Here is a 13,407-nt window from a genome sequence, read left to right as displayed (position 1 = left end):
GAAGGGGCGGGCCTTCCGCTTCACGCGGCTTTGCGGTTAGGTGGCGCGAGGAGCAGGAGGGCAGCGGCATGGATGCGCGCGCGATACTGGAGCGGCTGGTGGCCTTTGACACCGTGAGCGACCGGCCCAACCGGGCGTTGATGGATTGGGTGGCGGGGCTGCTGGCGGAAGCAGGGGTGGCGGCGGTGCTGATCCCGGATGCGGGCGGGGCGAAGGCCAATCTTTACGCGACGGTGGGGCCTGCCGACAGGGGCGGGGTGATGCTGTCGGGGCATACCGATGTGGTGCCGGTGGAGGGGCAGGCCTGGACCTATCCGCCCTTCGCGCTGACCGAGGATCAGGGGCGGCTGTACGGGCGCGGGACGGCGGACATGAAGGGCTTTGTCGCCTGCGCGATCGCGGCCGTGCTGGCGGCGGCGCGGCGGGAGCTGCGGGTGCCGCTGCATCTGGCGCTGTCTTACGATGAGGAGATCGGCTGCATGGGCGTGCGGTCGATGATCGAGATGCTGGAGCGCGCACCGGTGCGGCCGCGCCTGTGCATCGTGGGGGAACCCACGGGGATGGCTGTGGCGACGGGGCATAAGGGGAAGGTGGCCTTGCGGGCGACCTGCGTGGGGCGGGAGGGTCATTCGGCGCTGGCGCCGCTGGCCTTGAACGCGCTGCATCTGGCGGCGGAGTTCGTGGGCGTGTTGCGGGGCGTGCAGGCGCGGGTGGCGGCCGGGGGGATGCGGGACGGGGATTATGATGTGCCCTACACCACGCTGCATGTGGGCAAGATGGCGGGTGGGGTGCAGGTGAACATCGTGCCCAATCTGGCCGTGGCGGATTGGGAGATACGGTCGCTGGCGGGGGAGGATGTGGCGGGCTTGATCGCCGAGGTGCAGGCGGGGTGCGAGGCGGTGGTGGCGCCTTTGCGGGTGGAGTTCCCGGAAGCCGAGATCCGGATCGAGCGGCTGTGGGATTATCCGGGGCTGGGGACGCCTTCGGATGCCGAGGTGGTGCGCTTCGTGAAGGGGCTGACCGGGGCGAACGGGAGCATCAAGGTGGCCTTTGGCACGGAAGGGGGCCTGTTTGACGCGCGGTTGGGGGTGCCCACGGTGATCTGTGGGCCCGGGTCGATGGCGCAGGGGCACAAGCCGGATGAGTATGTCAGCGTGGAGCAGATGGGGCGCTGCGGTGCGATGCTGGCGGCGCTGGTCGATGCCTGCGAGGCGGGGTTCTGATGGCGGTGGTGCTGACATCGCTGGCGGATGTGCTGGCGCTGGACTTCGATGACATCATCGACGTGCGCGCCCCGGCGGAATGGGCGGAGGATCATCTGCCCGGGGCGATCTCGCTCCCGGTGCTGGATGATGCGGAGCGGGCGCGGGTGGGGACGATCTACAAGCAGGTGAGCCCGTTCACCGCGCGCAAGGTGGGCGCGGCGCTGGTGGCGAAGAATGCCGCTTTGCATCTGGAGGGACCCTTGGCCGACAAGCCGGGGGGGTGGCGGCCCTTGGTCTATTGCTGGCGCGGGGGGCAGCGGTCGGGGAGCTTTGCGTCGATCCTGGCCCAGATCGGGTGGCGGGTGGAGGTGGTTGCAGGCGGCTACAAGACGTGGCGGCGGCTGGTGGTGGATGCGCTTTACAATGCGCCCTTTCCGTTTCGGTTGGTGGTGCTGGACGGGAATACCGGGTCGGGCAAGACGGAGGTGTTGAACCTGTTGCCCGCGCGGGGGGTGCAGGTGGTGGATCTGGAAGGGTTGGCGAACCATCGGGGGTCGCTGTTCGGTCGGGTGGGAGAGCAGCCGTCGCAGAAGGCCTTTGAGGGGCGGCTGGCGCTGGCGCTGGCGCGGCTCGATCCGGCGCGGCCGGTGGTGGTGGAGGCGGAGAGCGCCAAGGTGGGGGAGTGCCGCCTGCCGCCCCGGTTGTGGCGCGCGATGGTAGAGGCGCCGCGCGTGGCGATCGAGGCGCCCCGGGCGGCGCGGGCAGGCTATCTGGTGCGGGCCTATGCCGATCTGGTGGCGGATGTGGCGCGTCTGGATGCGGTGGTGGCGTCGCTGGCGCCTGCGCATCCGCGCGAGGTGATCGCGGACTGGCGGGCCATGGTGGCGGCGGGCGATTTCGCGGGCGTGGCCGAGGGGTTGATGGCGCGGCATTACGACCCGCGCTATGGCAAGCACCGCAGCCGAATGCCGGCCCCCGCCACCGAGGTGGCGGTGGAGGGGCTGGACGATCTGGCCGGTTTGGCGGACCGGGTGGCCGCCGTGGTGCGGGGGATGTGAGATGGGCCGGGGCGGGGTGACAGGGGCGGGGTGACGGCCCCCAAACGCGCTTGTCGGCAGGGGGCTGGGGGTTGCGGTCCTGATTTTGGCCGGGGCGAACGGATGGTGATGCTGCGTGCGCGCGGTGCGGGCCCGTGCCGATATGGTGGCGGATGTGGCGCGTTTGGATGCGCTGGTGGCGGCGGGCGATTGCGCGGGCGTGGCCGAGGCGGTGGGGGCGCGTCCTTGCGACCTTTGCGAGGCCAAGCACCGCAGTCGCAGGGCAGCCCCCGCCACCGAGGTGGCGGTCGAGGGACTGGACGATCTGGCCGGTTTGGTGGACCGGGTGGCCGCCGTGGTGCAGGGGATGTGAGATGGAGCGGGGCGGGGTGACGGCCCCCAAGCGCGCTTTTCGGCAAGGGGGGGGTGCGGTCCTGATGATGGCCGGAGCGAACGGGTGGTGATCCGGCGCGCGCGCGGAGCGGGCCTGTGCCGATCTGGTGGCGGATGTGGCGCGCCGGGATGCGCTGGTGGCGGCGGCCGATTGCGCGGGCGTGGCCGAGGCGGTGGGGGCGCGGGATCGTGACCTGCGGGGGGCCAAGCATCGCGTGTTATAGACCATGCGATGGCGGCCGGGGGAACAAGGCGCCGGAGGGGCTGGCAGGCGGTGTGAATGCCAGACCGCAGGGGATGCGAGACCGGGCGGGGGGGCAACAGCCCCCCCGACACCCCCCCGATCCTGGATGATGGGCCGGGCGCTGGGTGTCTTCGGGGGGGCGGTCGCGCCGGCCTGTTGCGGGGCGGAAGGGGGGTTCGGGGGGACAGGGGTCCCCCCGTCCGTCGCAAGAAGCCCGCCTTCAGCCGCGCTGGCGGCGGCGATGGGCCGCGGGGATGCCCTGCATTTCGCGGTATTTGGCGGCGGTGCGGCGGGCGATGATCGCGCCTTCGGCCGACAGGGCGCGGGCGAGCGCCTCATCCGTCAGGGGATGCCTGCGGTCTTCGCGGGCGACGAGATCGGCCAGGCGGGCGCGCAGCGCGGCGGCCGACAGGGCGGGGGCTTCCTCGCCCCCGCGGCGGGCGGAAAACAGGCCGCGCAGCCAGAGCGTGCCGCGCGGTGTGTCCACGCTGGTGCCCGAGACGACGCGGCTGACGGTGCTTTCGTGCAGGTCCAGCGCGGCGGCGACCTCGGCCATCGTCAGCGGGATCAGGCGGGCAGGGCCGTGGTCCAGCGCGGCCTCTTGCCGCCGCAGGATTTCCTGACCCACGCGCAGGAGGGTGGTGTTGCGTGCCTCGACCAGCCGCAGGAGGGCGCGGGCGGGACCTTGGCCCCCGCCCCGGCCCGGCGTGACCGAGAGGCTGGGCAGCGCGGAGCGGTTGAGCGCGACGGTCCAGCCCAGATCACCCCGCCGGGCGATGAGATCGGGTTCGCGGATCGGCGCGGCGAGGTGGTCGAACTGCGCGCCGGGTTTGGGGTTCATCGCGCGGATGGCGCGGATGGCGCGGGTGATCGCGGGTTCGGGGACGCCGAACTTGCGCGCGAGGCGCGGGATATCGCCGGTGGCCACCAGATCGAGATGGTCGATCACCCCCAGCAGCACAGGATCGGGGTCACCTTCGGCCCGGGCCTGCAGGCGCAGACATTCCGACAGGCTGCGGGCAAAGAGACCTGCGGGTTCGATGGTCTGGAGCCGGGCGAGGACGGCCTCGACCTGCGCGAGGGGGGTGGCGATGTCCTTCGCGATGCGGGGCAGGGGGCTGCCCAGCCAGCCGGAGGGTTCCAGCGCCTCGGCCAGAGCGAGGGCGATGCGCGCCTCTGCCGGGGGTAGGGACTGGCGGTCGATCCAGCCGATGACATGGGCGAGGAGGCTGGGTGGGGCGGCCTCGGCCCGGTCGGGCGGCGGCTCGGCCCCGCGGAACATGCTGTCCCAGCGGGGGAGCCAGTCGCCGGGGGGCGGGGGGCCAAGCTGGAGGGCGGGGTTCTCGGCCGCCTGTTCTTCGAGATAGCGGGTGAGGCCTGCGGCATCGGCCTTGAGCAGCCGCAGCGAGGATTGCAGCGCGAGCGACAGATGCAGGCGCTGGGACGTGGTGACGGCTATGCGCGGCTTGGCGTCCATGGGGCGGTTCTACGGGGGATCGGGGGGCGGGCGCAACGGGGCAGGGGGTGAGGGGGGGTGAGGGGGGGCGTGGTGCCCCCCCTCTCGCCTTTCGTGGGGGCGGGGGGTAGGGTGCGGGGGATGGCGGCAGATGGGCGATGATGCAGGAACCGATCCCCCTTGTTCAGGATATCGTGCTGGTGGGCGGGGGGCATGCCCATGCGCTGGTCTTGCGGATGTGGGCGATGGACCCCTTGCCGGGCGTGCGGCTGACGGTGATCAATCCTGATCCGGCGGCACCCTACACCGGGATGTTGCCCGGGCTGATCGCGGGGCATTACCGGGCGGATGAGATCATGATTGATCTGGTGCGGCTGGCGCGGTTCGCGGGGGCGCGGATCATCCTTGACCGTGCGGTAGAGATTGACCGGGCGGGCGGCCGGGTGATCCTGCGCGACCGGGGGGCGCTGCGCTATGACATCCTGTCACTGGATGTGGGGATCGGGTCGGACCTGCCCGAGGTGCCGGGTTTTGCCGCCCATGCGGCGGCGGCCAAGCCTTTGGGCGATTATGCCCGGCGCTGGGCGGCCTTTGTGGCGGCGGCCCCGGCCCGGCCCCGGATGGTGCTGATCGGGGCGGGTGTCGGCGGGGTGGAGCTTGCGCTGGCCTCCAGCCACCGTTTGCGCGCGGCGGGGCGGGTGCCTGAGATCGTGCTGGTGGAGCGGGGGGCGGAGGCGCTGCCGCGCATCGGGGCGCGGGCGCGGGCGGTGCTTGTGGAGCGGCTGGCGGCGGCGGGGGTCACGCTGCGCTGCGGGGTGGAGGTGACGGCGGTGGCGGCGGATCACGTCACCCTGTCGGATGGCGCGGTGGTGGCGTCGGATTTCACGCTGTCGGTTGCGGGGGCGCGCCCGCAGGGCTGGCTGGCAGAGACGGGGCTGGCTCTGGAGGCCGGTTTCCTGCGGGTGGACCGGCATCTGCAAACGTCCGACCCCGCGATCTTTGCGGCGGGGGATTGCGCCCATCTTTCCCATGCGCCGCGCCCCAAGGCCGGGGTCTTTGCGGTGCGGGCGGCGCCTGTGCTGCTGCACAATCTGAAGGCGGCGGCGGCGGGGCTGCCGTTGCAGCCGTTCCAGCCGCAGCGGGATTATCTGAAGCTGGTGTCGCTGGGCGGGCGCGCGGCGGTGGCTGACAAGTTCGGCCTGCAGACGGGCGGGGCGTGGCTGTGGCGGTTGAAGGACCGGATCGACCGGCGGTTCATGGCGCGGTTCGACGCCTATCCCGCCATGGCGCGGGCGGTGCCGGAGCCTGCCGCGCTGGGGCTGGCCGAGGCGATGGGGGACAAGCCGATGTGCGGGGCCTGCGGGGCCAAGGTGGGGGCGGGCGTGCTGGGCGCGGCCTTGCGGGGGTTGCCCCCGCCCGCGCGGGCGGATGTGCTTTCGGGGCCGGGGGATGACGCGGCGGTGCTGCGGCAGGGGGACGGGGTGCAGGTGATCACCACCGATCACCTGCGGGCGGTGACGGCGGATGCGGCGCTGATGGCGCGGATCGCGGCGGTACATGCGCTGGGCGATGTCTGGGCGATGGGGGCGGCGCCGCAGGCGGCGCTGGCGCAGATCACGCTGCCGCGGCTGGGCGCGGCGCTGCAGGCCGACATGCTGGCCGAGATCATGGCGGCGGCAGGCGCGGTGTTCCGCGCAGCGGGCGCGGATGTGGTGGGGGGGCATACGACGGTGGGGGCGGAACTGACCATCGGCTTCACCATCACCGGGCTGGCGGCGCGGCCGGTGACCAAGGCAGGGGCGCGGCCCGGGGATGCGCTGATCCTGACCAAGGCGCTGGGATCGGGGACGGTGCTGGCGGGCGAGATGGCGCTGGCGCGTCTGCCGGGCGCCATTCTGGGTGTGGCGGTGGCGGCGGCCCATGCGTCGATGGTGCAGGCGCAGGACGGGGCGGCGGCGATCCTTGCGCCGGTGGCCCATGCGATGACGGATGTGACGGGGTTCGGCCTGGCGGGGCATCTGCTGGAGATGCTGGAGGCGTCAGGCTGTGCCGCGCGGGTGGCGCTGGCGGCGCTGCCCCTTTTGCCGGGGGCCGAGGCCTTGGCGGCGGCGGGGGTGGAGAGCACGCTGGCACCTGCGAACCGCGCGGCGGTGGCGGGGCGGATGAGCGTGCCGGGCGGGCCGCGCGGTGCGTTGATGTTCGATCCGCAGACAGCGGGGCCGCTGCTTGCGGCGGTGCCGGAGGCGGAAGCGGGCGCGGTGCTGGCCGCGCTGGGCGCGGCGGGGGTGCCCGCCGTGCGGATCGGCGCGGTGGTGGCGGGGGCGCCCTATCTGCATGTGGTGTGAGGGGGGCGAAATCTGGCGCAGATTTCGCGGCGATTTCTGCGCGCAGAGATCGGTTTCCTGCCGTTGCGCGACGGATGGGGGCCGGAATTTGTGTCAAATTCCGCGCGGGCGACGCATTTGGCGATGCAGGGGGTCGCCTTCGGGGGTGATCTTCTGCCCGCTTGGCATTCATTAGGTGCCGGAGCGGAACAGGACGACAGGCGGGCGATGGCGTATTTTCTGGGCGTGGATACCGGCGGCACCTATACCGATGCCGTGATCGTGGATGAGGCCGCGACGCGGGTGATCGGATCGGCGAAGTCGCTGACGACGCGCGAGGATCTGGCGCTGGGCGTGGGCCGCGCCGTGGATGCCGCGCTGGCCGAGGCCGGGGTGGCGCCGGGCGAGGTGGCGCTGGTGTCGCTGTCCACCACGCTGGCCACCAATGCGCTGGTCGAGGGGCAGGGGGGCCGGGTGGCGCTGGTCTTCATCGGCTTTTCCGATGCCGATCTGGAGCGGGGCGGTCTGGTCGAGGCCTTGAAGGGCGATCCGGTGATCCGGCTGGCGGGCGGGCATAACCATGCCGGGATGGAGGCCGCGCCCCTGGACCTTGCCGCGTTGGAGGCCGAGGTGGCGGGGCTGGCCGATCAGGTGATGGGTTTTGCGGTGGCTGCGAGTTTCGCCACGCGCAACCCCGCGCATGAGGTGGCGGCGCGCGAGGTGATCCGGCGCGTGACGGGGCGGCCGGTGACCTGTTCGCACGAACTTTCGGCCAATCTGAACGGGCCGAAGCGGGCGCTGACGGCGGTGTTGAACGCGCGGCTGATCGGGATGATCGACCGGCTGGTGGCGGCCTGCGAGCGGCATCTGGCGGCGGTCGGGATTGCCGCGCCGCTGATGGTGGTGCGCGGTGACGGCGCGCTGATCTCCGCCGCGATGGTGCGGGAACGGCCGATCGAGACTATCCTTTCGGGGCCTGCGGCCAGTATCGTGGGGGCGCGCTGGCTTACGGGCGAAAAAGATGCGCTGGTCAGCGACATCGGCGGGACGACGACGGATGTGGCGCTGTTGCGCGACGGTCTGCCGGAGATTGATCCGCAGGGCGCGCGGGTGGGCGGGTTCCGCACGATGGTGGAGGCCGTGGCGATGCGGACCACCGGATTGGGCGGTGACAGCGAGGTGCATCTGATCACCGAAGGGCTGGAGGGCGGGTTGCGGCTGGGGCCGCGGCGGCTGTGCCCCGTGTCCCTGCTGGCGGTGGAGCATGGGGCGATGGTTCATGCGGCGCTGGATCGCTGGCTTTCGGCGGATGCGGTGGGCGAGCATGACGGGCGCTTTGCCATCCCCATGGGGGGCAATGCCGGGGGGTTGGGGGCGCGCGACATGGCCGTGCTGGGGCGGTTGGTCGCGCCGATGCCGGTGGCGCAGGTGCTGACGTCACGCCTTGAGGTGGCGGCGCTGGAGCGGTTGGTGGCGCGGGGGCTGGTGATGATCGCGGGCGTGACGCCTTCGGATGCGAGCCATGTGCTGGGCCGCCTGTCGGCCTGGGACGGGGTGGCGGCGGAGAAGGCGGTGCGCCTGCTCGCACGGCGGCGGAACGGGCGGGGCGAGCGGTTCGCGCCCGACGCCGCGACACTGGCGCAGGCCATCGTGGACCAGTTGACCGCGCAGACGGTGGATTGCCTGCTGGAAGCGGCCTTTGGCGAGGATGCGGCCTTTGCCGCCGAGGTGCCCGAGGTGCTGGCGCGGCATCCCCTGATGGCGGCGGGCTTGCGGGGGCATCGGGGGGTGGTGGAGATCACCGCCCGGCTGGGCGTGCCGGTGATCGGGCTGGGGGCGAGCGCGCCGTCCTATTACGGGGCGGTGGGGGCGCGGCTGGGCTGCCGCATGGTGCTGCCGGAGCATGCCGGGGTGGCCAATGCCATCGGCGCGGTGGTGGGGCAGGTGAGCCAGCGGGTGACGGGGACGGTCACCTCGCCATCAGAGGGGCGGTTCGTGGTGCATCTGGCGGAAGGGGTGCAGAGCTTTGCCGACCGTGATGCCGCGCTTTCGGTGCTGGAGGCGGCGCTGGTGGCCGAGGCCAGCGCGCGGGCGCGGGCGGCGGGGGCAGAGGATCTGCGCGTGACCGTGGCGCGCGACATCCGCGAGGCCGAGGTGGAGGGGCGTGCGATGTTCATCGAGGCGACGGTCAGCGCCACCGCGTCAGGGCGACCCCGTGTCGCGCATGGCTGAGCGGCGGATGTCGCGGGGCGTGCGGATCGTGGCTTGACGGCAGAAGTGCTGCGCTGTAGCTAGCCGGGCGTTGGCTAGGTAGCTCAGTTGGTTAGAGCATGCGACTCATAATCGCAGGGTCGGGGGTTCGAATCCCCCCCTCGCCACCATCTCCCTCTTTCAAATCAGATCGGCCCTTGTGACGGGATTTGTCTGTCACGGGATTTGTCCGTGACTGGATATGGCGCGGCGGTCATGCAGGCTGTGTGTCGGCATACGGGCGCAGGTCACGGTAGCTTTGGCACAGTACCGCCACGGCAAGGATCGTGGTGAGGAAGCCGAAGGTTCGGGCGAGGATGAAGCTGGCGAGGAAGGCCATTCCGTCTGGCTGAAAGCCTTTTAACAAAAGCCAGTTTTCGCTGATGTTAAAGACGACGAACAGAACGAGCCCCACCACTGCCGGCCCGAGAAGCAGGCGAAGCATCGTCACCCCGGTGCGGCGCAGGCCGTGCGACAGGCGCCATGTGCCATCGCGCGCCACGCTGGCGGGCAGCACGGTGCCAAACATCGACAGGCTGAGCAGATAGAGCGCCAACACTGTGGCCAGATAGCCGAGGCTTGAGAAATCCGTGGTCAGCATTGCGGCAAGGGGCAAGGCGGCAAAGACGGGGACGAGGATCATTGCCAGACTGACGAGGATGAACAGACCGAACTTGTGCGGCGGGGCGCTTTCGGTGGGTTTGGCCTGACGGAAGGCCAGTTTCTCGCCGAAGAGGAAGTGTCGGTGGAAGAGATAGGCAAGCAGGATCAGTGAGATGGTCGTCGAGATGCCTTCAGAGTCTGGCTGCAAGTACCAGATGATCAGTTCGATGCCGCCGCCGACGAGGAGGAGGAAGGGAAAGGACGCACGGAAGAAGTCAAAGGAGTCGCGGTAAATCTGTTTCATGGAAAGGGCCATCGGAAAGGGTCTGGTTGGTATCGGGTAAACGCCCGACCTCTGTGGCAGGCGAATGCGACGCGGGTACGCGTGCTGTGGGGTGAATTTGTGGCAGGGTCGCTGTCAGCCGCCCCTGCGCGGTTGGCCCGGGTGGCGCGCCTTGGTGGCGGGGGTTGGGCGTGGATCGGATGCGCGCGGTGGCCACCACGGGGACGGGCGGGCCTGAGCGGCCGGTCTATCGGCAGGTGCCGGTGCGGCAGCCGGGGGCAGTGGGCGCTAGGGGCGGTGCGGGGGAGTTTGTGATCTATACTCGCTCAGTCGTAGAAGATTGTGGTCGCTGATCCATCTTCATCCAAGAGATCGTAGGCACCTGAACCCATGAAGTATTGTGAGCACGTTCTGGTTGCCGATCGGCAGTAGCCCTGGCAGTCACTGGCGCGGCTGCACGCTTTTCCGGCATCCGGCGTTGGTAGATCGCACAGTTCGGTGGGGAAAATGCCCCCGACGTAGAGCTGTCCACCTTGACGCAGGCAATCTGCGCGTTCAGCCGTTGACATCTTTTCGAGTTTGTAAGGGCCGTAATATTCGGGCGGTTCGGCGACGCATCCCAGCAAGGCAAAGAGTGCGATCAGGGTCAGCGCGGGCAGTTTGTTGGAAAGTTTCATCTTCGCGACGCCAAGGCCATTGCAGATCAATACTGCCTTGCGGAAGGGGGCGTGAGAAAATCCCCGCTTGTATGAGACAGTTGCGCAGACGGCTGATCGGTCACGCGCGGTGTTGAGATGAGCCGCGCAAGGCGGCACCTTATGGCGGGTTTGGGATATTTTAAGAAGATGCTTGTCCAACAGATAAGGTCAGGCGATCCTTTTCAAACAGCTTGCTCTGAGGCGATGATGGTTCAACGGAGGAAAGCCTGGCCGCAACGGGTGTGCGGGAACCCCCAAAGTTTTCTTGGGAGCCCATGAATTGAGCCCTCAGCTTGGATTTGTCATTCTGGCTGTTCTTCTGGCTTGCGCATGCAGTGACGGCTTGGTGGGAAAGACATCAAGCGAAAAGCAAGAGGGTTACCTGCAAGAGTGTTCGGACGCGGAATATCGTGAAATTGCAGCGCATTATGCGCGGCAGATCGGGGTGGTTTCGCCGAGGGATGAGGTCGTCTTGGTTCTGGAAAAGTTTGCGACCGATCTGCATGCCTCACATAGACCTGGTCTTGAATGCAGTTATCGGGTCGCGGTTCGCGTGCCGATACCGCGACGGATCATTGAAATCTTTCCTGCCCCTGGGCCAGCCCCGCCCCAAGAGTTCACCGCACAGATTTTTTCCAATGGGAGGGTCTGCGTCAATTACAAGGACCCGGTGAATGACGGCGAGGCAGCGGAATTCGGCGTCCATGCTTGGAGTTGGGGCCCGGGAGACGGCTTGATGGTAGGAAGGATGATAAGGGTCTTTGACCCTGTGTGTTTTTCATTTGGTTAGGAAGCCCGTGTCGTGACGGCCGGGCACGATCTATCCAGCAAGGGAAAGACGTCCACCCTTGCCCTTTCGTGCCGTGCTGTCTGACCTGCGCCGCTGCCTGAGATCCGTTTCGGATTGGCGATGGTCCGTGACCACGGACCTGCGGGCAGGGGGGCAAAACGGTGCAGCACCGCATGTGGGTGCTGCACGATCTGTGTGGGGAGCCGGGGCGTTTCGATGCCCGGCCGGCCGCTTAGAAGCGGAGAGAGAACTTCACGCCACCATGGAGCGAGTTGACATTGCCGCCGATGCCGCCGACCTCGACCGAGCTTGCGAGCGACATGCCCGATCCGATGGACGTTTCGGCCCCCAGTTCAAGACGGCCTGTGACGCCGTCCTCGGCGATGAACTGCGATGCGAGGGCCAGCGAGCCATCTTGATCGAGCCAATCCAGATGGGCGCCGAAGCTGTAGGTGCCGGAGGGTGCGGTGGTGGTCAGGACCGCCCCGAAGGAGGCCTGCGTGAATTCGGAAACCCCGGTCGTTCCGGCCAGCGTGCCGCTGGTTCCATCACTGGTTTCCCGACCGTAGACCAGCCCGATGGTCGGGGTGATGACCATGTTGTCGGAGTAGGTCAGATCATAGCCGCCCTCGAAGGCCAGGGCCGTCAGTTCGACATCGCTCGACCCGGTGCCGCCGGCCGTCGTCTGGGTATAGTCGCCCCAGCCGAAGATGATGCTGGCATTGCCGTTCCAGTTGCCCGCGCGGTAGGCCATGTAGGGTTGCAGGTAGGTGTAGGCGCCATCCTGAGCGGTGCCGGTGTCGGTGGCATTGATGTCGGAATAGCCCAGGGACAGACCTGCCACCATGTCGGGGCCGATGGCGACATCGGCGCCGATGGCGAGGCCGGATCCTGTCACCACGGCATTGCCCGGATCGCGTTCGTCCAAGCGGAAGGCCGTAAGTTCAGCCCAAGTGTAGAGGCCGTCCGGGAAACCCGTCATGCCCTTGGATGAGGCCGTGATCTGAGAGCCTGAACGGATCTGTTGCAGGCTGGCGGCATCGCGGGTCGATAGGGAGACGGTGCCGACCTTCCGCGCAACACCGGCTGCATCGACGACGATCAAGCGGGCTGCGCCGCCGGAAGCCGACAGGAATTCTGCGAGATCATCGGTGGCGGGAACACCTGGCGGTCCGAAGATCGAAGAAAAGACCCCGTAAAGATCAAATGTCACCGTGATGTCACCAGCGGTGCCAAGGTTGTCATAAGGGGCAATGACCAGTTGATAGTCGCCTGCCACGGTCAGTGGGCCAGCTGGACCTTGCGCCAGGGTGAAGAATGGATCCACGCCGTTCGGATTTCCGTCGTAGAAGAATCCAACAGAGTTCGGGTCGAACGAGTGTGTTGAAAAGCTCGTTCCGGCACCGCTCGGGATCGTGGCGCCCTGCGTGAAGATGATGAAGTCCACGATCGAGACGCCTCCGGTGGTCCCGGATTGTGCTACGGCATCAACCCGAAAACCCGACGGGTCCGTGATCGTGATGGGAATGACGCGGAACGTGTAGCCCGGCGTCTGATAGGGTTGATCGCTATCCGTCACGGTCAATGTGAAGGTCTGATCCTGCGCGAAGGACGGCGCAGCCATCACGAGGCAGAGGGCCGTGGAGGCCTGCATCGCCTTTGCGAAAGCACGGTTCAGCATGTGACGATCCTTCCCAGCGGTTGTGTCAAGTGTCAGTCACGCGACCGTTATCATTTATTAACGCAGGGGAAAGCGACGGCGCAGCCCTTGATCAAAACGACACATGGATGTGGCCGTTGTGCAACTAGCCGCTGCAGCGCAGCGGGCGGGCCCCGCCGCCGGCAGCGTCAGTGCCTGACCTGTCCTGGAAAGGAGGTGCCGTCGGGACCGTGAGGGAGTGCCCGGTTGAACCTGCCAACCCTGCCGCAGAGGGATGCTGGATAGACGCTGTTTGGTTGAGGAATTTCCATTCTTGGAGGTCTTCGGTCGGCGTGCGGTGGGTTGGGCATCATCCCGGATGCTTGGCCGAATGCCGTTCGACAGGGGCGATCCACGCTGGATGCGGACCCGGACCCTGTGAATAAGTGCATAGAATTTAGGCGATTCTTGCAGATGCGGCAGAT

General features: G+C 68.5%; 9 protein-coding genes and 1 tRNA gene. 6 read left to right on the top strand and 4 right to left on the bottom strand.

All coding sequences use genetic code 11. The features are described 5' to 3' along the window. The first annotated feature begins 68 nt into the window (after positions 1-68). From argE to GU920_RS05010, 3 genes are all read left to right on the top strand, one after another. Positions 69-1,223 (top strand): acetylornithine deacetylase, encoded by a 1,155-nt coding sequence (gene argE / locus GU920_RS05020; RefSeq protein ID WP_161765848.1) that lies wholly within the window; start codon positions 69-71, stop codon positions 1,221-1,223. Further along, on the top strand, positions 1,223-2,263 hold the full coding sequence (gene mnmH / locus GU920_RS05015) for a tRNA 2-selenouridine(34) synthase MnmH (RefSeq protein WP_161765847.1): 1,041 nt from the start codon (positions 1,223-1,225) through the stop codon (positions 2,261-2,263). The genes argE and mnmH overlap by 1 nt, the downstream gene beginning before the upstream one ends. Before the next feature lie 115 nt (positions 2,264-2,378). Continuing rightward, positions 2,379-2,615: a hypothetical protein gene (locus tag GU920_RS05010; protein ID WP_161765846.1), complete on the top strand. Its 237-nt coding sequence runs from the start codon at positions 2,379-2,381 to the stop codon at positions 2,613-2,615. 484 nt (positions 2,616-3,099) lie between these two features. On the opposite strand, the gene rpoN is transcribed toward GU920_RS05010, so the two are convergent. Continuing rightward, positions 3,100-4,356 (bottom strand): RNA polymerase factor sigma-54, encoded by a 1,257-nt coding sequence (gene rpoN, locus GU920_RS05005; protein WP_161765845.1) that lies wholly within the window; start codon positions 4,354-4,356, stop codon positions 3,100-3,102. Positions 4,357-4,496: 140 nt separating this feature from the next. Between rpoN and selD the strand changes: the two genes are divergently transcribed. The 3 genes from selD (at position 4,497) to GU920_RS04990 (ending at position 9,040) form a co-directional block, all read left to right on the top strand. Beyond that, positions 4,497-6,680 (top strand): selenide, water dikinase SelD, encoded by a 2,184-nt coding sequence (gene selD / locus GU920_RS05000; protein WP_328799232.1) that lies wholly within the window; start codon positions 4,497-4,499, stop codon positions 6,678-6,680. 207 nt (positions 6,681-6,887) lie between these two features. Beyond that, positions 6,888-8,891 carry a hydantoinase/oxoprolinase family protein gene (locus GU920_RS04995; RefSeq protein ID WP_161765843.1) on the top strand — a complete coding sequence of 668 codons (2,004 nt, stop codon included), beginning with the start codon at positions 6,888-6,890 and terminating at the stop codon, positions 8,889-8,891. Between the two features lie 72 nt (positions 8,892-8,963). After that, positions 8,964-9,040, top strand: a tRNA-Met gene (locus GU920_RS04990). Positions 9,041-9,123: 83 nt separating this feature from the next. Here GU920_RS04990 and GU920_RS04985 read toward each other — a convergent pair. The 3 genes from GU920_RS04985 to GU920_RS04975 form a co-directional block, all read right to left on the bottom strand. Next, positions 9,124-9,816 carry a hypothetical protein gene (locus GU920_RS04985; protein ID WP_161765842.1) on the bottom strand — a complete coding sequence of 231 codons (693 nt, stop codon included), beginning with the start codon at positions 9,814-9,816 and terminating at the stop codon, positions 9,124-9,126. A gap of 305 nt (positions 9,817-10,121) precedes the next feature. Continuing rightward, complete coding sequence (locus GU920_RS04980; RefSeq protein ID WP_235933065.1) at positions 10,122-10,472, bottom strand: hypothetical protein; 351 nt, start codon at positions 10,470-10,472, stop codon at positions 10,122-10,124. A 1,043-nt stretch (positions 10,473-11,515) separates the two neighbouring features. After that, positions 11,516-12,964, bottom strand: coding sequence for an autotransporter outer membrane beta-barrel domain-containing protein (locus GU920_RS04975; protein ID WP_161765840.1), 1,449 nt, complete (start codon positions 12,962-12,964; stop codon positions 11,516-11,518). Positions 12,965-13,407 lie beyond the last annotated feature (443 nt).

Source organism: Paragemmobacter ruber, assembly GCF_009908315.1.
Classification (GTDB): Bacteria; Pseudomonadota; Alphaproteobacteria; order Rhodobacterales; family Rhodobacteraceae; genus Paragemmobacter; species Paragemmobacter ruber.
The sequence above is the reverse complement of the archived record's forward strand: the minus strand, read 5'-3'. Positions and strand labels throughout refer to the sequence as shown.